The organism is Ruminococcus flavefaciens ND2009, assembly GCF_000621785.1.
Taxonomy (GTDB): domain Bacteria; phylum Bacillota; class Clostridia; order Oscillospirales; family Ruminococcaceae; genus Ruminococcus; species Ruminococcus flavefaciens_C.
In genome coordinates this window covers 43,819-64,292 of the sequence record NZ_JHXI01000012.1, presented here as the reverse complement: position 1 = coordinate 64,292, position 20,474 = coordinate 43,819, and the positions used below count along the sequence as shown (strand labels likewise).

The 20,474-nt window shown below is 50.2% G+C and carries 14 protein-coding genes; 4 read left to right on the top strand and 10 right to left on the bottom strand.

Translation table 11 applies throughout. The features are described 5' to 3' along the window. Window positions 1–53: 53 nt before the first annotated feature. Window positions 54–3,305: a carbohydrate-binding domain-containing protein gene (locus T488_RS18595; protein WP_051536252.1), complete on the bottom strand. Its 3,252-nt coding sequence runs from the start codon at window positions 3,303–3,305 to the stop codon at window positions 54–56. A 373-nt stretch (window positions 3,306–3,678) separates the two neighbouring features. On the opposite strand from T488_RS18595, the gene T488_RS0104030 reads away from it, so the two are divergent. From T488_RS0104030 to asnB, 4 genes are all read left to right on the top strand, one after another. Then, window positions 3,679–4,221 (top strand): glutathione peroxidase, encoded by a 543-nt coding sequence (locus T488_RS0104030; RefSeq protein WP_028519691.1) that lies wholly within the window; start codon window positions 3,679–3,681, stop codon window positions 4,219–4,221. Between the two features lie 237 nt (window positions 4,222–4,458). After that, window positions 4,459–5,784 (top strand): CCA tRNA nucleotidyltransferase, encoded by a 1,326-nt coding sequence (locus T488_RS0104025; RefSeq protein WP_028519690.1) that lies wholly within the window; start codon window positions 4,459–4,461, stop codon window positions 5,782–5,784. Next, the gene (pflA, locus tag T488_RS0104020) at window positions 5,781–6,524 is read left to right on the top strand and encodes a pyruvate formate-lyase-activating protein (protein WP_028519689.1); all 744 of its coding nucleotides are present in this window, start codon (window positions 5,781–5,783) and stop codon (window positions 6,522–6,524) included. Before T488_RS0104025 ends, pflA begins: the two co-directional genes overlap by 4 nt. A gap of 208 nt (window positions 6,525–6,732) precedes the next feature. Then, entirely contained in the window at window positions 6,733–8,547 is a 1,815-nt protein-coding gene (gene asnB / locus T488_RS0104010; RefSeq protein ID WP_028519688.1) for an asparagine synthase (glutamine-hydrolyzing), read from the top strand. A 6-nt stretch (window positions 8,548–8,553) separates the two neighbouring features. Here asnB and T488_RS0104005 read toward each other — a convergent pair whose 3' ends face one another. The 9 genes from T488_RS0104005 to T488_RS19210 form a co-directional block, all read right to left on the bottom strand. Continuing rightward, window positions 8,554–9,039 carry a DUF6548 family protein gene (locus T488_RS0104005; protein WP_028519687.1) on the bottom strand — a complete coding sequence of 162 codons (486 nt, stop codon included), beginning with the start codon at window positions 9,037–9,039 and terminating at the stop codon, window positions 8,554–8,556. A gap of 109 nt (window positions 9,040–9,148) precedes the next feature. Beyond that, window positions 9,149–9,946, bottom strand: a complete 798-nt coding sequence (locus T488_RS0104000) for an ABC transporter permease (protein WP_028519686.1) — start codon at window positions 9,944–9,946, stop codon at window positions 9,149–9,151. Next, window positions 9,939–10,850 carry an ATP-binding cassette domain-containing protein gene (locus T488_RS0103995; protein WP_028519685.1) on the bottom strand — a complete coding sequence of 304 codons (912 nt, stop codon included), beginning with the start codon at window positions 10,848–10,850 and terminating at the stop codon, window positions 9,939–9,941. Before T488_RS0103995 ends, T488_RS0104000 begins: the two co-directional genes overlap by 8 nt. 108 nt (window positions 10,851–10,958) lie before the next feature. Then, window positions 10,959–12,158 (bottom strand): elongation factor Tu, encoded by a 1,200-nt coding sequence (tuf, locus tag T488_RS0103990; protein ID WP_028519684.1) that lies wholly within the window; start codon window positions 12,156–12,158, stop codon window positions 10,959–10,961. A gap of 168 nt (window positions 12,159–12,326) precedes the next feature. Next, the gene (gene fusA / locus T488_RS0103985) at window positions 12,327–14,405 is read right to left on the bottom strand and encodes an elongation factor G (protein WP_028519683.1); all 2,079 of its coding nucleotides are present in this window, start codon (window positions 14,403–14,405) and stop codon (window positions 12,327–12,329) included. Between the two features lie 24 nt (window positions 14,406–14,429). After that, entirely contained in the window at window positions 14,430–14,900 is a 471-nt protein-coding gene (gene rpsG, locus T488_RS0103980; protein ID WP_009983569.1) for a 30S ribosomal protein S7, read from the bottom strand. 232 nt (window positions 14,901–15,132) lie between these two features. Next, entirely contained in the window at window positions 15,133–15,549 is a 417-nt protein-coding gene (gene rpsL, locus T488_RS0103975) for a 30S ribosomal protein S12 (protein WP_028519682.1), read from the bottom strand. Between the two features lie 187 nt (window positions 15,550–15,736). Further along, window positions 15,737–19,078: a leucine-rich repeat protein gene (locus tag T488_RS20065; protein ID WP_028519681.1), complete on the bottom strand. Its 3,342-nt coding sequence runs from the start codon at window positions 19,076–19,078 to the stop codon at window positions 15,737–15,739. Between the two features lie 80 nt (window positions 19,079–19,158). Next, a complete protein-coding gene (locus T488_RS19210) occupies window positions 19,159–20,433 on the bottom strand; it encodes a leucine-rich repeat protein (protein WP_082320428.1) in 1,275 nt (424 codons plus the stop codon). Window positions 20,434–20,474: the final 41 nt, after the last annotated feature.

Sequence of the window (20,474 nt, the reverse complement as noted above, 5' to 3'; positions counted from 1 at the left end):
CAAAAGAAAAAGGCAGCCGAAGCTGCCCTTTCCCATATGGAGAACCGGATATATCAAACCTTTGAACCGCCTGTAAGTGTTCCGCCGTAAGCTGCCGGCTGAGTCTGGTCAAGCTGCTGGAAATATGTGGAGCCGCTGAGAGTTCCGCCTGTGTAGAAGGAAGCTCCCGATACGCCTGTGCCGCCTGCCTTGAGCTGGCTTACGGACTTGTCAGCGATGAAGGAAACGATGACCTTGCCGTCGCTGCCCACCAGTGTAAGGCGTGTATTTGCGTTTACGGCAGCGGAAGCCGATACGCTTGCTGTCATGAGGTTTGCGCCCATGGTCATACCGCCGGAAGGACAATCCGATACCCAGACGCCGCCCTTTACGTTGATAGTGCTGCCGCTGTCGCCGCAGTCATAGGGCTCATTGCCGTTTGATACCAGATAACCGCCGTTGATCTCTATATTGCCGTTGGAGTCGAAGCCGTCATGGTCGCCGTTGGCAGAGTTCACGATAGCAAAGCCGCCGTTGATCTCGATAACATAATCTCCCGAGTTGCCGCTGAAGCCGCCTCCTCCGAAGCCGCCGAATCCCTGCCCCCAGGGCATACCTGTGTTTCCTGTGCCGGAGCCGTCGCTGCCGCCTGCTGCGTTGTAGCCGTCGTCGGTGGCATTTACGATGACCGAGCCGCTGTTCTGATATATCTTCTGAGCTTCAATGCCCTCATAGCACTTCTCGACAGCTATAACGATGTCATCATATCTGCCGCTGTCCTTGGTGCCGATAGTGAGGTCATGGTCAGCGTGAGCGCCGTCATCAGCCGATGAGAGCTTCAGCTCGCCGCCGATGAGCTGCATACTGCCGCCGCAGTGGAGACAGTCGTCAGAGGAATCGACAGTGATAGTACCGCCGTTGACAGTAATATCGCCCACGCTCTGCCAGGTAGTGCCTGCCTCATCGTAGAGACCTACAGCCTTTATGCCCTTAGCGGAAATATCAGTCTTGTTGGCATTGCCGTCCATTCCGGGACCGCCGGGGTTGCCGCTGGGTCTGCTGCCCCAGCCGCCTGTAGTGCCGCCTGTGGCGGCAGTTGTACCGCCGTAGGCGCTGCCCTCGTAGGTCTTGATATTAAGGTCTCCGCCGTTCATAACGAAGAACTGCTCTGCCGAGATACCGTCAGCGTAGGAGTCGATGTCTACCGAGCCGCCGTTAATGGTAACGATACCCACCTGCTTTGCCGTTGAGGAAACCTCAGTTGAGGTAGCCTTGATACCGTCGCCTGCCTTGGTATTGACGCTTACGCTGAGAGCAGAATAATCCACCTCTGTGCCGTCATCTGAGGTATTTCCGATAGTAACGCTGTCCTTGCCGCGGATACCGTCATCAGCAGCGTTCACGACCAGAGTGCCGTTGTATATCTTTATATCGTCCTTGCCGACGATAGCGTCTGCGGCGTTGCCGTTTACGGTGAGCTTGCCCTTGCCCTTGAACTTTATATCGTCCTTGGAGTAGACAGCTCCTGTATCGCCGTCGGCGTTGGTGTAGCTCTCTCCGTCCGAGATAGTGTTCTCAGTACCGTTCTTGGCGACAATGACCACCTCGTCTGCGATAGATGCTACATATATAGGGGAAGTATTAGTATTTGTAAGGCTCATGCCGCTGAGGTCGAGCTCAACGACGCCGTCGGGATAGACAGTCTTATCTACGTCAATTACGATCTGTCCGCCGGTCATCCCGCCGGTTACTGTAAAAACACCGGGCTGAGAGATAGTGCAAACGTTATTTTCCACCTTGGCTTCCGATGAAGCATTTGTGGTCATGCCCGAATCCGAAAGAGTGATGGTAAGACCCTCGGGAGCGGGTGTAGGCTCGACCACTGTGCCGCCGCCTGTGCCTGCGGGGTCAACGTTGTTGAAGGTCGTAACGAGACCGAGCTGGAACTGAGTCTGCTTGCCGTCTGTATGAGTTACAGAAGCGCCTGTTGCAAGGTTCTTGAAGCCGCATGACTTAGCACCGTTGATAGCAGTATCGCTGTAGAGCACGAACTTGTACTTCTTGGTGTACTTGGCATTGAGGCTGCCGGAAACGAGAGCGTTTGCCTTCTTCCATGTGCCGTCCTTCTCATTAGTCGCGTCATTGATACAGTTGAGGAGCACTGTGGTCTGTGTAGTACCTGCCATGAGCTTCTCGTCTGCCTGTTTATCGGTAGCAGTAGCGATAACAGTACCGCCTGTGATATTGATAGCAGTTACAGCTGTAAGACCGCGGTCGCCGCCTGCAATGAGAGTACCGCCGCTGACGCTGATAGAGGTCTCAGCCTGTACAGCGTCCTTAGCCGCCTTGATATTTGTAGTACCGCCCGAGAATTCAACAGCGTCCTTGCTGGACTTGATACCGTCGCCCTCGGAATCGATATTGAGAGTACCGTCCTTGACTGTAATGGTTTCCTTAGCCTTTACACCGTCGGTGCCGTCTGTGGAGTTCAGGGTGGTGATATTGACTGTACCGCCGTTGAACTTGATGTCATTGTTGCTGAATACAGCGTCCTGAGTATTTGCGGTTATCTCAAGGACACCGTCGCCCTTGTCGCCGCCCTTGAAGGTAATATCGTCCTTAGCCTCGATAACAGCAGTTTTGAGGAAGTCCCCTGCATAAGCAGTGTCGCCGTCGGAGATACTGTTAGTAGTGCCGTCCACTATATTAATAGAGGTATTCTCTGCATTAGTGACAAGGATAGCAGGAGCGCTCCTGCCTGTGATATTAGCGCCGTTCAGGAATATCTTGACTGTTTCGGCGTCAGCCTTCTCGTCGGGGATATTAACCTCTATCTGACCGTCGTCAAGGGTACCGTCGATATAGAACTCGCCTGAGTGAGTGATAGTCACCTTTGTGCCTTCAACTGTAGCGTTCTCACCCTCTACCTCGATAGCAGTGTTCTTCAGATGGATCTTTGTAGCCTCAGCAACAGGATCCTCTGAGCCTGCTCTGGGAGTCAGCTTACCCATGCCTAAAAGGTAAAGCTGTATAGTAAGAGCATCATCGGTAGTGATGCCCAGCTCGCCGTTTACGTCTGCGTTGTACCAGCCCTGATCCGTGAAAGCGTGGGGGTCGCTTCCACCCTTGCCGTACTTGTCAGGGTTAGCCAGAGCCTGCATGATGAGTATAGCGTCCGCCAGCTCAACTATGCCGTCGCCGTTAGAGTCGCCCAGGACCTTTGATGAAGCAGTCTCTGCTGCGAAGCTCATAGCAGGCAGAGCAGAGCCCATTACGCAAGCCGCCGAAAGACCTGCGATCAGCTTTTTTAAGCCATGTTTTTTCATAAATATCAATCTCCTTTTTTTAATACCGACCTGATTTTTGGTATCCGATCCTCTTAGATCATGGTCTTATTATAGTGCAATGACCTTAAAATAATCTTAAAATCGGCTTAAAATAGATTTAAATTTACCAAAAACAGGTAGTATAACTTAGCTATATTATTATTTCAGCACGCCTCTGCTGTAAATATCTGTCAATTATAATTATACATTATAATATGAAAAATAACAACTCCGCAAAGTGTGAAAAATAAGTTAAAACAAAAAAAGATGTGTGAAAGTTCTTGACAAAAGATAAAACTTGAGCTATAATAAAAGCGCAAATAAGATTGAGTTCAATTTAATTGTGCATAATTTATTTTAAGGAGGACTGTTTATGTCAGTTTATGATTTCAAGGTAAAGGCACAGGACGGCAGCGAGGTAGCTCTCTCGGATTACGAGGGAAAGGTGCTCCTCATCGTCAACACCGCAACAGGCTGCGGATTTACACCTCAGTACGACGAGCTTCAGGACATCTATGAGGAATTCCATGACAAAGGACTTGAGATACTTGACTTCCCCTGCAACCAGTTCGGCGAGCAGGCTCCGGGCAGCGATGAGGAGATACACTCATTCTGCACAGGCAGGTTCGGCATAACCTTCCCCCAGTTCGCAAAGATAGACGTAAACGGCGAGAACGCTATCCCTCTCTATAAGTGGCTCGTTGAGAACAGTACCTTCGAGGGCTTCGGAAAGGGTCCCAAGGCACTTGCCATGAGCGGAGTCATGAAGGTCATGGACAAGGACTACAAGAACAACAGCAAGATAAAGTGGAACTTCACCAAGTTCCTCATCGGCAGAGACGGCAATATCATCGGCAGATTTGAGCCCACCAACTCCATGAAATCCGTAAGAGAAGCCGTAGAAAAAGCACTGTAAGAGCTTAGCTGAAGCTATGCCTGAATATGAAAGCGGTCAGGGACGTCCGTCGGGCGTCCCTGTAATTCGGCTTTTTTACACGGACATTTCCGGGAACACCGCTCTTTGACGCTCTCAGTCCGACCCTGAGCTCAGGCTTTGGACCGCTCTCCCCTCACAGCTTGCAAAAAAAGTCGATTTGTTGTATAATAGATATGACAGCCGCAAGGTGAAACATTAACGAAAGGAGGCAGCTGCATGGAGCTTGACATGAATACCGGTAAAATACTCTCTGAGCTTGAAAAAAACGGCTTTGAAGCATATATGGTAGGCGGCTGCGTCCGCGACAGTATAATGGGCAGGGAGATACACGACACCGACATCACCACCAACGCCCTCCCACAGCAGATAACCGAGGTCTTCCGCGGATACAAGGTCATACCCACGGGTATACAGCACGGCACTGTCACCGTTATCTGCGGCGATACCCCCTATGAGATAACCACCTACCGCATCGACGGGAAGTACTCCGACCACCGCCGTCCCGACACCGTGGAGTTCACCACGGATATAACTGATGACCTGGCGCGCCGCGACTTCACCATGAACGCCATTGCCATGGACAGAAATGGCAATATCGTGGACCCCTTCGGTGGAATAAATGACATAGAAAACCGCATTATCCGCTGTGTAGGCGCTCCCGAGCAGCGCTTTGCAGAGGACGCTCTCCGCATAATGAGGGCAGTCCGCTTCTCCTCACAGCTTGGATTTCGCATTGATATAAGAACAGCCCGCGCCATTTACGATATGCACCCTCAGCTCAGGGATATTTCCCGCGAGCGACTGCGCGAGGAGCTTGACAAGCTTATCTGCGGCAGTAACGCCGTGGAGGTGCTTATGGAGTACAGCAATGTCATAACCTCCATAATTTCCGAATTCAAGCCCTGTATCGGACTTGACCAGCGCTCCCCCTATCATAAGTACACGGTCTGGGAGCACATAATCCGCGCCATGGCTGCCGCTCCGCAGGAGGACCTGTTCCTGCGCAGGGCTCTTTTCTTCCACGATATAGGCAAGCCCCCCTGCATGAAGCTAGACGAGACAGGCAGAGGTCATTTCAAGCAGCATGACCGCGTGGGAGCGGAAATGACCGAGACCATAATGAAACGGCTCCGCTACGATAACCGTACCATCGCCGACACCGTAAAGCTCATAGCCAACCACAGCAAGAAGCTGAAAAACAGGATAGATGTTAAGAAAATGCTGTCTGTTATGGGCGACAAGCTCTTCTTTAAGCTCATGGAGCTGAAAAAGTGCGATAACTCGGCGAAAAATCCCTTTGTAGCTGACGAGAACCACGTTTTTGACAGCTACATTGAAATGGGACGTGAAATGATAGCGAACAACGAGTGCCGCAGCATAAAGGGACTTGCCCTCAAAGGCACCGACCTTATGGCTCTCGGACTCAAGGGCGAGGAGATAGGTTCCACCCTTGACGAGCTCCTTGAGCTTGTAATGGAGGAGCGCCTGCCCAATGACAAGCGCACTCTCACAGAATACATGAGACAGAGGTGCAGCAGATGAAAGGTCGCATACATTCAACGGAAAGCTTCGGAACAGTAGACGGACCGGGAGTCCGCTTCGTGGTATTCTTTCAGGGTTGTCCGCTGAGGTGTAAATACTGCCACAATCCCGATACCTGGGACTTTTCAGGCGGCAGAGAGGTGACGGCAGAGGAGCTCATGAAGGAGTATGACTCTTATAAGGAGTTCCTGAAATCAGGCGGAATAACCGCTACAGGCGGCGAGCCGCTGGCACAGCCCGAGTTTCTGGCGGAGCTGTTTGCACTGGCAAAGAGCAAGGGCGTCCACACCTGCCTTGATACCTCCGCAGGAGTATATGACCCTGCCCACCACGAAAAGATAGACGAAGCCCTGAAGTACACCGACCTGGTCATGCTTGACATAAAGCACATAGACGATGAGGAGCACAGGAAGCTGACGGGCAAGGGAAACCGCAATATACTTGCCTTTGCGGAGCATATCCGCGAGTTGGGCATACCCGTGTGGATACGCCATGTGGTAGTCCCCGGGATAACCGACAAATATGAGGAGCTTTTTGCGCTGGGGGAGTTTCTCTCCACTCTCAGCAATATCAAGGCGCTGGACGTGCTCCCCTATCATGATATGGCGAAGCCAAAATACGCCGAGCTGGAGCTTGAATACCCCCTGGGCGATACTCCTCCCCTTACCAAGGAGGAAGCCATAAAAGCCCGCGACATCATCATGGACGGCATAAAGTCGGGACTCCGCAAGCAGAAGTGAATAAACACAGAGACCTCCGTAACCAAGCGGAGGTCTTTTTCATATAATGAAGTCGGAACCTGTAAAAGCTGCTGACCCCATGAAGGGGATTCCAAAGGGACTGTGTTCCTTTGGTCGGAGCCACGAGGCAGACAGCCTCGTGCAGGGGCAGGGGCAGAGCCCCTGATAAAACGGCGTACCGTATGCCGAAAAGCGGCGGAGGAGAGATATGTGCGGAATTGCGGGAGCTGTCAGCTTCATCGAGGATATGCGCGAGGACATGAAGATATACGAAAAAATGCAGCACGCCTTACTGCGGAGGGGCCCCGACCAGAGAGGCATGGTGCTGAAACGGGAGGCTGCCCTTATCCACACCCGTCTGGCGGTCATCGACATAGACGGCGGCAGACAGCCCATGAGCTTCGGGCGGTACACCATAGTCTACAACGGTGAGCTCTACAACACCGAAGAGCTCCGCCGTGAACTTGCCGAGGACTTCGGCTTCACCACTCATTCCGACACCGAGGTAGTTCTGAAAAGCTACATAAAATGGGGCAGCTCCTGCGTTGACAGGTTCAACGGCATTTTCGCCCTTGCAGTCTGGGACGGAGAGGACCACCGCCTGTTCCTTGCCCGTGACAGGATAGGCGTGAAGCCCCTGTTTTACTATGATACGGGCACAAGGCTCATCTTCGCCTCGGAGCTCCCCGCCCTGCTGGAGCACCCTCTTGTTCCCCATGAGATAGATGCAGAGGGAGCGGCGGAGCTTCTCCTCATGGCGCCCGGGCGTACTATGGGCTGCGGAGTTATCCGCGGCGTAAAGGAGGTAAAGCCGGGCTGGTGCGGATACTACACCGCCGAGGGACCGGAGCTGTGGGAGTACTGGCGGCTTCGCGCCTATGAGCTCCGCGAGACCTTTGAGGACACCGCCGAACACGTCCGCGAGCTTGTGATTGACTCCATACGCCGTCAGCTGGTCTCAGATGTGCCTGTGTGCACCTTCCTGTCGGGAGGTCTTGACTCCAGCCTTATCTCCTCCGTGGCAGCCGCGGAGCTGAAAAAACAGGGCAGACAGCTCACCACCCTGTCCGTGGACTACCGCAACAACGAAAAATACTTCCGCAGCAGCCATTTCCAGCCCGACAGCGACCCTGAGTACATCGCCTGCATGGCGGAATATCTGGGCACAGACCACCATAACATCGTCATCGACACCGCCGACCTCGCCGGCGCTCTCGATGATGCGGTGGAAGCTCGTGGACTTCCCGGAATGGCTGATGTGGACGCCTCCATGCTGCTGTTCTGCCGTGAGATAAAAAAATACGGCACCGTCGCCCTTTCGGGAGAGTGTGCCGACGAGATATTCGGAGGCTATCCCTGGTACAGGGACGAGGATATACGCATGACCGACGGCTTCCCCTGGGCGCAGAGCACCGACTACCGCAGCCGCTTTCTCTGCCACAGGTACGCCCGTGAGATAGACGCCGCGGACTATGTCTACTCCGCCTACCGGAATACCGCAGACTACGCCATGAAGCTGCCTGAGGACAGTCCCCTTGAGTACCGCATGAGGGAGATGACACAGCTCAACTTTCACTGGTTCATGCAGACCCTTCTTGACCGCAAGGACAGAATGTCCATGTACAGCGGGCTGGAGGTGAGAGTCCCCTTCTGCGACTACCGCATAGCCGAGTACCTCTACAACGTGCCCTGGGAGTACAAGGACTACAAGGGCAGGGAAAAGGGGCTTCTCCGGGAAGCCATGAAGGAATGGCTCCCCGAGAAGGTGCTGTGGCGGAAGAAAAGCCCCTACCCCAAGACTCATGATCCCGTATTTCTTGACATAGTTACGGCTAAGCTGCGAAATGTGCTGAAGGAGGGCGGCAGGCTCACGGAGCTTGTTAAGCCTGAGGAGCTTGAACGGCTCCTCGCCCATGAAGACCATGTACAGTGGTACGGTCAGCTCATGAACCTGCCCCAGACTATCGCCTATTTCCTCCAGCTGAACTACTGGCTGGAGCGGTTTGACATAAAGCTCTTATAAACATAACTACGCACCTAAAAAGAAATCCTTAATGATCTGAAACAAACTTTTCCGCTTTTTTATAACTTGTTTCGGTGAATTAAAGGGATAATAGTTATACTGGGGTTCTGCTTTCTCAACTGTCATTTGTGTTTTCTGAGTAGTTACCGGCTGGTGCTTCTTAGAATGCTGCTCTGCTGTTCTAAGCATAGCCAACGGATCTTTTGATGAAAACAGGTTATCATAAAACTTCTTCAGCCAATAAAAATCGTCCGGTTCACAAATATCAGAATCATACCCTACTTCATGAGCAAGCTGATTTCTTACCCAACGGATATGTTTCAACTTTTCATAATCATAACTCCATGAATGGATACACCTTTTTCCGTCAGAATTATTTATCTCCATTTGGCGTATGTATTCCGATACTCCGTTTGAAGTTGAATAAGCATCTTTAAGGAATTTATCAACGCTCTTATATAGTTCTAAGAAATCTAAATTAAGCTCTTGCATATCCTTTCCCCCAATTCCAATGACTAACTATAGACTATTATTACTTACATTATAGCTTTATTTGAAAAAATAGTCAATAAAAAAGCTCCCCTCGGGGAGCTTTTCGTATTTACTTGAGGTCAGCCTTTCTGAAGAGAAGGATACCGCTTATTGTAGATATGATCGTAATAGCAAACATAAACACTATCATTCTCGGAGCATTGTCCGGTACAACATACTCCTGAACATTTATCAGCTTATTCATCTGAAGAGTAGGAATGATATCCCCCACCAGCTCCTGAGCCTTGGGGTACTTGTTAAGAAGTGCCATTGCGATAGAGAAAATACTTACTATATATGTCATGGTAATGGAAAGCACAAAGCCGCCCACATTCTTCATGGTGTTACAGAAGAATACGATCAAAGAAGTTATTGCCATCTGTATAGCAAGTGTCATAAACAGAACACCTATTATACCACCAGACGGGAACTGATCAAAGCCCAGAACTATACCGCCTGCGATCAGAGCAACTACAAAGTATGCAAGCTCATATATAAGCATTACAGACTCTGAAACGATAAAGTTTGCCAGATAGATGTTTGTTCTTGAATGGCCGATGATGATCTTGTTTCTGATCGTATTGTTTCTGAAGTCCTGTACGATGAGCATACCTGCTGTAATACCGATGAGCAGCGGCATATCGCCCTTCATGGCAAACATGAGCGAATCCGCAGTATACTTGAGATTTGAAAGCTCCTGAATATCAGCCTCACTAAGAGCATCTGATTCAAAATTGAACAGAATCTTATTCAGAAGATAGTAAAGGAACGTGAAAAGCAGTGCAATGCCGATGATAACTATAAGAACGATATAAAATCTCTTACCTTTGAAAAGTCGTCTGTAACCCTCAGCAAGAAGATTAACCATTATGAACACCTCCTACAAGACCCATGAAGTATGATTCGAGGCTCTCGTGGCGCTCGGTCATGGAATTAACGAAACAGTTCTTCTCATTGAGAGCAAGAACCAGCGGAGTTACCTGCATAGGAGTGAAAATATCCGCCTCATTGGGAGAATAGAGTCTGTACTCAGCGCCCATGCCATTGAGAACTTCGGCAAGAATAGCCGTATCGTTTACATTTACATGGATAGAAGTGCGGCAGGTCTTGTCCAGCTCCTCCGCGCTCATTTCCTTGATAACGCGTCCCCGCTCTATAAAACCGTAATGAGTGGCAAGACGCGAGAGCTCGTCGAGGATATGGCTTGAGATAAGGATAGTAATGCCCTTCTCCTTATTGAGCTTGATGAGCATTTCTCTTACCTCCATGATACCCTGAGGATCAAGACCGTTTATAGGTTCGTCAAGGACGAGAAACTCGGGATCGCCCACGAGAGAAAAGGCAATGCCCAGTCTCTGTCTCATACCGAGAGAGAAATTCTTTGCTTTTTTGTTTCCTGTATCAGCAAGGCCGACAAGCTTAAGTACATCATCGATCTTTTCATCAGAGATACCGAGTGCCTTAGTCTGCTGGATAAGGTTATCCCTTGCTGTCATATTCGGGTGGAGAGAAGGTGTTTCAACAACTGCGCCCATTTTTCTGCGAACCTCAAGAAGCTTGCTGTCATTGTTCTTCACGCCGAAGAGTGTAAATTCACCTGATGAAGGATTATTAAGTCCTGTAATTATACGGATAAGGGTAGTTTTACCCGCACCGTTCCTTCCGACCATACCATAGATAGAGCCCTTGGGCACATTGAGAGTAAGGTCGTTCAGGGCTTTGAATTTACCGTACTGCTTGCAAAGCTTCTGGGTCTGGATAATATATTCCATAATGTTTACCCTGCCTTTTGTTTAATTTATAACGATGTTTATTATGTAAAAAGGCGGTCATGCCGGAAGCACGACCGCCTGAAGTCGTTATTATTAAAAAATCAAGAATTATTCGTTGATCTTTGTAACAACGCCTGAACCAACTGTTCTACCACCCTCACGGATAGCGAAACGGAGTCCTTCTTCGATAGCGATAGGAGTGATGAGCTCAACGTCCATAGCAACGTTATCGCCGGGCATACACATTTCCTTGTCTGCGGGAAGTGTAACAACGCCTGTAACGTCAGTTGTTCTGAAGTAGAACTGAGGTCTGTAGTTGTTGAAGAAAGGAGTATGACGTCCGCCCTCTTCCTTCTTCAGTACGTAAACCTGACCGCTGAACTTTGTGTGGGGATGAATTGAGCCGGGCTTACAGAGAACCTGTCCACGCTCAACCTGATCTCTTGTGATACCACGGAGAAGAGCACCAACGTTATCACCAGCCTCACAGAAGTCAAGAGTCTTTCTGAACATTTCAAGACCTGTAACAACTGTGTTGAGCTTCTCGTCAGAAAGACCAACGATCTCAACAGGCTCGTTAACGTTGAGCTTTCCACGCTCTACTCTACCTGTAACAACAGTACCACGACCGGAAATTGTCATAGTATCCTCGATAGGCATAAGGAAAGGCTTAGCATCGTCTCTCTCAGGGCTGGGGATGTACTCATCAACAGCATCCATGAGGTCGAGGATGGGCTTGTAAGCGGGATCGCTGAGATCATCAGGAGCGTTAAGAGCTGCAAGAGCAGAGCCCTTGATGATAGGTGTATCGTCGCCGGGGAAATCGTAGCTTGTGAGAAGGTCACGGATGTCCATCTCAACGAGCTCGAGGAGCTCCTCATCGTCAACCTGATCAGCCTTGTTCATGAATACAACGATTGCAGGAACGCCAACCTGACGAGCGAGAAGGATGTGCTCTCTTGTCTGAGCCATAGGACCATCAGAAGCAGCAACAACGAGGATAGCACCATCCATCTGAGCAGCACCTGTGATCATGTTCTTAACGTAGTCAGCGTGACCGGGGCAGTCAACGTGAGCGTAGTGACGCTTGTCTGTCTCGTACTCAACGTGAGCTGTATTGATTGTGATACCACGCTCTCTCTCCTCGGGAGCCTTATCGATCATATCGTAAGCCTCGTACTGAGCCTGACCCTTCAGAGCGAGAGTCTTTGTGATAGCAGCAGTAAGAGTTGTCTTACCGTGGTCAACGTGTCCGATTGTACCAATGTTTACATGGGGTTTGGTTCTTTCAAATTTAGCCTTAGCCATTGGGAAATTCCTCCTTAGAATAGATTTCAGAAATCTGTATATATTATTATACCAGATTATTTTGGTAAATTCAAGTGTTTCAGTAAAAAAATTATAGCTGAATCACATGATTTTGTAAATTATGCCCGTTTCACACAGTTTTCCGCATAAAACGGGCGGAAATAGCAATTAGTTCTTAGCTCTGTTAGCCATGATCTTTTCAGCGATGCTCTTCGGAACTTCCTCATAGCTGTGGGGCTCCATTGTGTACTGTCCACGACCCTGAGTATTTGAACGGAGGTCGCTTGTGTAACCGAACATTTCTGAAAGTGGAACGAGAGCGTCTACCTGGATAGAACCGGATCTGGATTCCTGACCCTGGATCTGTCCACGGCGTGAGCTGAGGTCACCGATAACTGTTCCGAGATACTCATCGGGAACGATAACTGCAACCTTCATAACAGGCTCCATGAGAACTGCGTTAGCCTGCTTGAGAGCTTCCTTGAACGCGATAGAACCTGCGATCTTGAATGCCATTTCAGAGGAGTCGACCTCGTGATATGATCCGTCGTAGAGCTCTACCTTAACGTCAACTACTTCGTAGCCTGCAAGGATACCGGCCTTCATAGCGCCCTGGATACCTGCGTCAACAGCAGGGATATACTCCTTGGGGATAGAACCGCCGACAACAGCGTTGGTGAACTCATAGCCCTTACCGGACTCGTTAGGAGACACACGGATCTTAACGTGACCGTACTGACCGGAACCACCGGACTGCTTCTTGTACTTGTAGTCGATGTCTGCGCTGCCCTTGATAGTTTCCTTATATGCAACCTGAGGAGCACCAACATTAGCCTCGACCTTGAACTCACGGAGAAGACGGTCAACGATAATGTCAAGGTGGAGCTCACCCATACCTGCGATGATAGTCTGACCTGTTTCCTCGTCAGTCCATGTCTTGAAGGTAGGATCCTCTTCAGCAAGCTTTGCCAGAGCGATACCCATCTTCTCCTGACCAGCCTTTGTCTTGGGCTCGATAGCGAGCTGGATAACAGGCTCGGGGAATTCCATGGATTCGAGGATAATGGGGTGCTTTTCATCACAGAGTGTATCACCTGTAGTGGTGTTCTTGAGACCAACAGCAGCAGCGATATCGCCTGAGTAAACTGTTGTCAGGTCCTTTCTGTGGTTAGCGTGCATCTGAACGATACGGCCGAAACGCTCGCGGGTGTCCTTAGTAGCGTTGAGGACTGTATCACCCTGATTTACGACACCTGAGTATACACGGAAGAACGCAAGCTTACCAACGAAGGGATCTGTTGCGATCTTGAATGCGAGAGCTGAGAAGGGCTCGTCGTCTGAGGAAGGTCTTTCTTCCTCTGCCTCTGTTTCGGGGTTTACACCCTTGATAGCAGGAACGTCAAGGGGAGAAGGCATATAGTCGATGATAGCATCGAGGAGCTTCTGAACGCCCTTGTTCTTATATGAAGTACCGCAGGTAACAGGTACCATGTGGTTAGCTATAGTAGCCTTTCTGATGCAGGTCTTGATCTCTTCCTGTGTGAGCTCGCCCTCTTCAAAGTACTTCTCCATGAGAGCCTCGTCCTGCTCAGCAACGTGCTCAACCATCTCATCGTGGTATTTCTGAGCAAGTTCCTTCATATCCTCGGGGATATCCTCAACCTTGATATCTGTACCGAGGTCGTTAGTGTAAATGTAAGCCTTCATCTCAACCAGGTCGATGATGCCTCTGAACTCGTCCTCAGCGCCGATGGGGAGCTGGATCGGAACAGCATTACACTTGAGTCTGTCCTTCATCATGTCGATAACACGATAGAAGTTGGCACCCATGATGTCCATCTTATTTACATAAGCCATACGGGGTACCTTATAGTTATCAGCCTGTCTCCAAACAGTTTCAGACTGGGGCTCAACGCCGCCCTTAGCACAGAGAACTGTTACAGAGCCGTCGAGTACACGGAGTGAACGCTCAACCTCAACTGTAAAGTCAACGTGGCCGGGGGTGTCGATGATATTAAGTCTGTGGCCTGCCCAGTAGCAAGTTGTAGCAGCAGAGGTGATAGTGATACCTCTCTCCTGCTCCTGCTCCATCCAGTCCATAGTAGCGGAACCTTCGTGTGTTTCACCGATCTTGTGGTTAACACCTGTGTAGAAAAGGATACGCTCTGTGGTAGTGGTCTTACCTGCGTCAATGTGGGCCATTATGCCGATATTTCTTGTATTTTCAAGTGAACAATCTCTTGACATAATTTACTCCTTTTACAATGACGCTTACCAGCGGTAGTGAGCAAACGCCTTGTTTGCCTCTGCCATCTTGTGTGTGTCGTCGCGCTTCTTGCAGGCACCGCCTGTACCGTTGAGAGCGTCGAGGATCTCACCGGCGAGTCTCTCCTTCATTGTCTTCTCGTTTCTCTCTCTGGAGTACTTAGTGATCCAGCGGAGTCCGAGAGTCTGACGTCTTTCAGGTCTTACCTCCATAGGTACCTGGTAAGTAGCACCGCCGAGACGGCGAGCCTTTACCTCGAGCTCAGGCATGATATTTTCCATAGCCTGCTCGAACACCTCAAGAGCGTCCTTGCCTGTCTTTTCAGCTACGATCTCAAATGCACCGTAAACTATTTTCTGCGCTACGCCCTTCTTACCGTCTAACATGATATTGTTGATGAGACGTGTAACGAGCTTTGAATTGTATACAGGATCCTGTAATACATCACGCTTTGCGATTTTACCTCTTCTTGGCATTTTCGCTTCCCTCCTTCATATAGATTGATGAATTCATAGGTACTCAAACCATATCGGTTACTGCCTTTATATCGGCACTGCTTCGCCGATAGGTGTGTCAGGAGCCAATGCAGAGGATCAATCGAACCAAATCTATATGATCTCCGCATTACCCTGCGGTAGTAGTTATCCTATTGATAATGAATGTACGGCTTTGATAGTCAGTCAGCCGCCGACTGATGTGAAGTAGCTCTTACTTCTGCTTGGGCTTCTTGGCACCGTACTTGGAACGAGCCTGGTTACGGTTAGCAACGCCCTGAGCATCGAGAGTACCTCTGATGATGTGGTAACGCACACCGGGGAGATCCTTTACACGTCCGCCTCTGATGAGAACAACGCTGTGCTCCTGAAGGTTGTGACCGATACCGGGAATGTAAGAAGTAACTTCGTAACCGTTTGTGAGCTTAACTCTTGCGATCTTTCTCATAGCTGAGTTAGGCTTCTTAGGTGTAGCAGTTCTTACAGCTGTGCAAACGCCTCTCTTCTGAGGTGAGCTGAGGTTGATCTGTACCTTCTTCTTTGCGTTGTAGCCCTTCTGGAGAGCAGGAGCTGTAGACTTTGTCTCAAGGTCCTTTCTACCCTTACGAACGAGCTGGTTAAATGTAGGCATATTTTTCCTCCTTTTCATATAATATAGTACGCGCTTACCCGCAAAAGGGTATAAAAACTGCGTACCGATATATTATACCCAAAAAAGTGCGGCTTGTCAAGGGGAAACCCTCAAAAGCCGCACTTTTTACTGATTTTTTGTTATTTTTCCCATTATTAACGGCATTTCCGCCGTGGAGACTTAGCTATTATTTCAGCCATTCCCTCATATCGGTGATAGTGCCGCCTGTAGCGGTGTAGGCATAGAACGCCAGCACCTTGGAAGCGTCAACGGAATCTATTCTGCCGTTTTCGTCCACATCGGCTGCCTTTTTCTGAAGGCTGCTGAATTCCGAAGGTCTGTTGGTAGCTGTCCTTGCGTACTCTGCCAGTATCTGGCTGGCATCAACGGAGTTGACCTTCTTGTCTGAGTTCACATCGCCCAGAATGAAAGGCGGATCCGAAGGCACATTGCTGGTAGTGGTTGTCACAGGCTGAGGCTCTGTGGTGGTGGAAGTTGTGGTGGTGGTCGTAGTAGTAGTGGTAGTAGTTGTTGTGGTAGTGGTCGTAGTAGTGGTAGTTGTTGTGGTAGTTGTTGTGGTAGTTGTTGTGGTCGTGGTAGTCGTCGTCGTAGTCGTTGTTGTTGTGTTGGTAGTTGTCACCACATTTACGGTAAAGTCCGCATTTGCATATACCCACTGTGCCACTGCCTCGTTGAAGGACTTATAGACCAGACTCACCTTCTGCTCGCCGCTTACTGAGCTGTCGAAGCCCTGCACCTCATATCTTTCGGGGTGAGAAGCCGCATCGTCCGCAGCGTATACAAGCTCACTGCCGCTGTCGCTGACATGGTAGACATTGACCGCCATGCCTGAGAGAATGAACGCTTCTCCCACAGCGTAGGTCAGCTTATCGGGAAGCCTTACAACCTCTATCTCCGCCGAATACAGAGGCGAAGTGGTGGTAGTAGTGGTGGTCTCCTCCGTAGTTGTGGTAGTCGTAGTGGTAGTAGTTGTGGTGGTTGTAGTCGTAGTCGTAACAGTGGTAACGACCGCACCTACCGTCATATTGAACTCAGTGGTGACAGTCACGCCGTTTTCGGTGTAGCTGAGCCACATGGTGTATGTACCGTTTCTCCAGCCCTGGAAGTTATCCCTGCGCTTGACCTTTCCGTCGGTCATGGGAACTATCTCCGAGGTCTCCGAGCCGTCGCTGTTGATATGGCCTATCTCCACAGTACCGCCTGCCAGATTGAAATACTCAAATATGTTGTAGTTCACCCTGTCGGGAAGCGTTTTTATCCTGATGAAGGGCTGAGCCGCCGCGGTGGTGGTAGTTGTTGTTGTGGTAGTTTCCTCCGTGGTGGTAGTTGTGGTCGTAGTGGTCTCCTCGGTGGTGGTAGTAGTCGTGGTGGTTGTGGTCGTAGTGGTCTCCTCGGTGGTAGTAGTTGTGGTGGTGGTTGTGGTCGTAGTGGTCTCCTCGGTGGTGGTGGTTGTCGTTGTAGTAGTAGTAGTTGTTGTTGTAGTGGTGGTCGTTGTTGTCGTTGTTGTCGTTGTTGTCGTTGTCGTTGTTGTCGTTGTAGTCACAGGCTCAATGACCTCCACCTGCATCTCCGCATAGGAGACTGAACCCGACTCTGTATAGCCGAAGGTTATGGTGTATTTTCCGGGACGGCTGCTGTCGAACTCCGTCTTGTTCACATAGACACCGTCACGCCAGTAGGAAATATCGTTCATGTCCAGAACATCGGGATGAACGTCCCTGTAGGAGCCGTCGCTGAGATACTCCCTGTATGAGCGCATTATGGTACCGCCCGAAAGGTCCAGCTCCTCACCTACAGTAAAGGTTGTCCTGTCCGGAAGCTTTCCCACTCTCACATTTGCGAAGACGCTGACCACATGGACCGTTGTGGTGGCCATGGTGGTAGTAGTCTCCTCGGTGGTAGTGGTTGTACTGGTGGTAGTTGTCTCCTCCGTGGTGGTGGTAGACGTTGTTGTGGTTGTGGTTGTGGTCGTCGTTGTGGTGGTGGTAGTCGTAGTCGTAGTCGTAGTCACAGGCGCCAGCACCTCAACCTGAAGCTCGGTATATGAAACAGAGCCTCCATAGGTATAGCCGAAGGTTATAGTGTACTTGCCCGGGCGGCTGCTGTCGAACTCCGCCTTGTTGACATAGACGCCGTCACGCCAGTAGGATATATCCGTCATATCGAGAGCCCCGGGGAAAACGTCCCTGTATGAGCCGTCGCTCATGAACTCTCTGTAGGAGCGGACTACCGTACCTCCCGAAAGGTCCAGCTCCTCCCCTACGGTATAGGTGGTCTTATAGGGAGAACGTCCTATTTCCACGCTTGCAGAAACGCTCTGCACAGATGTGGTGGTAGTAGTAGTGGTGGTGGTTGCAGGGGGAAGCACCACTACCTCTATCTCCGCATAAGCTGTAGAACCCGACTGTGTATAGCCGAAGGTTATCTTGTATGTACCCGCCCTTGTGTTATCAAAGGCGTCCTTATTTGTATAAACGCCGTCCCGCCAGAAGGACATATCCGTCATGCTGAGCTCATCAAGCTCTCTGTCGAGATAGGCGCCGTTGCTGAGGAACTCCCTGTATGAGCGCTTTATGGTGCCTCCTGTAAGGTCCAGCTCCTCGCCGATGGTATATGTAGTCTTGAAGGGAGAGCTTCCCACCTCAAGCATAGCCGAAACGCTTGAAACAAACACCTCTGTCGTAGTTGTTGCGGTAGTTGTAGTGGTTGTGGTAGATGTTGTTGTTGTGGTTGTTGTTGTAGTTGTAGTTGTTGTTGTAGTGGTTGTAGTAGTTGTTGTTGTAGTTGTTGTTGTGGTAGTGGTAGTAGTTGTTGTGGTAGTAGTTGTGGTAGTGGTTGTTGTTGTCGTTGTAGTAGGTGTGGGCGGTGTACCGCTCAGCTTCTCGAACCTGAATCCCGACTGCTTTGCGTAGGTCTCTGCCGTTGAACCGCTGTAGCCCCTGATAACGCCGTTATATGAGCCCTTTCCGCCTGATTCTCCGTTGCACACGGTAAGGGTGCCGCCGACGATATTGCACTTGGGATTTCTTATGGTAAGTGAATTCAGTGCCGAGCAGCCTCTGAACGCATCGCGTCCCAGACTGGTGACATTTTCCGACAGTTCAAGAGAGCTGAGAGCCGTACAGCGCTGGAAAGCACCTCTGCTTATAGCCGTGACCGACTTTGCCAGACTTACGGACCTGAGGTTTGTGCACTCTGCAAAGGCTCCGGGGCCTACATTGGTAATGCCCTCTCCTACCTCCACAGAGCTTATGGAATTTCTTGATTTATACCACGGGGTATTGCTTGCCATTTCCCAGGAAGTCATATTCCCCGTACCCGTGATAGTGAGCTTGCCTCCGCTGAGCTCATAGTAAGCGTTCACACCGCACTGTCCCGATTCGCCCACATTTCCTCCCGGCAGCTCGATAAGCTGGGAGGAAACGGCTTCGGATAGGGTCTGCGGATAGGAAACGCAGGTAAAGATCGCCATTATCGCCGCCATTAAAGCGGCTATCAGTTTATTCATGCATATTTCTCCATTCCAAGGAGCCGATCACGTACGAACTCCTTTAATTTCCCCTATGCACTCCCCTAATACTGAATCGTTTATCTGCCGCTCATGTATTCTGATAATGATTTTTTATCTCCGTGTGTAGTAGCTGTATAAGCGTAGTACGCAAGGATATTTGAAGCATCGACTGCGTCGGTCTTGCCGTTTTTGTCAACGTCGGCAGCCTTGACCTGTACCTCGTTGAACTGTCTGGGCTGAGAAGCTCCGAGACGGGCATATTCCGCAAGAACGCCGCTTGCGTCAACAGCATCTATCTTGGTGTCATTGTTAATATCACCGAGAGCATAAACAGTGAGCTGGCAGGTGTTGTAGCCGCTCTCATTGGTATAGAATGTGATATCCACCGTACCCGGTGCCACGCCCTTTATCATGTTGCCGTTCTCGATAACAGCAACAGAAGGGTCTGCTGATACGATATGATCCAGGGGCCAGCCGTCGGTATAATACGTGGCATACTTACCGACCTCTATTATTTTATCATACAAGAAGAAGCTGGTATGTATAGGAGGTGCCGTAGTAGTAGTAACAGGTGCAGGAGTTGTAGTTGTTGTGGTGGTGGTAGATGTAGTAGTAGAGGTAGTTGTAGTGGTAGATGTAGTAGTAGTTGTTGTTGATGTTGTTGTAGTGGTCGTAGAAGTTGTTGTGGTAGTTGTAGGCTGTGTAACAGGCGAGTTTCCAAGAACAGCAAAGTTGAGCTTGTACTTCTTGCAGAAGGTCTCAGCCTTTGATCCCGAAGGAGCATAGACCGTACCGTTGAAGCTGCCTGTGTTGGCGCCGTTCATGGCGTTGCATATAGTCAGTGTACCGCCGACGATATTGCACTGAGGGTTGCAGATAGTCACCGAGCTCAGTGACGAGCACTCTCTCAGGGCGTCTCTTCCAAGGGTAGCAACACTCTCGGGAAAAACGATGGACGAAAGCGAGGGACACTTCTGGAACGCGCCCATTGCCACCGATGTAACGGTGTTGGGTATGCTGACAGACCTGAGATTTGCGCAGTCAGCGAAAGCACCCATAGGAATAGTGGTAACGCCCTCACCTATCTCAACAGATGTGATAGAGCTGCGTACACTGTACCAGGGGGTATCGCTGTTTCTCTCCCAGGGGGTCATGATGCCCGAGCCTGTGATGGTGAGCTTTCCTCCGCTGAGGTCGTAGTTGACGTTCGGTCCGCACTGTCCCGAATCTCCCACATTGCGGTCTGTGATAATGCCTGTGACGAACTCAGTCTCCACAGCTCCTGCGGGAACAGCCGCTGAAGCGGTGATGCAGATAGCTGCCGAAATAGCAGCTGCCAATAGCCTTTTCATGTTTTTATTCCTCCCATTTATTATTTCTTTCGGCAAACACT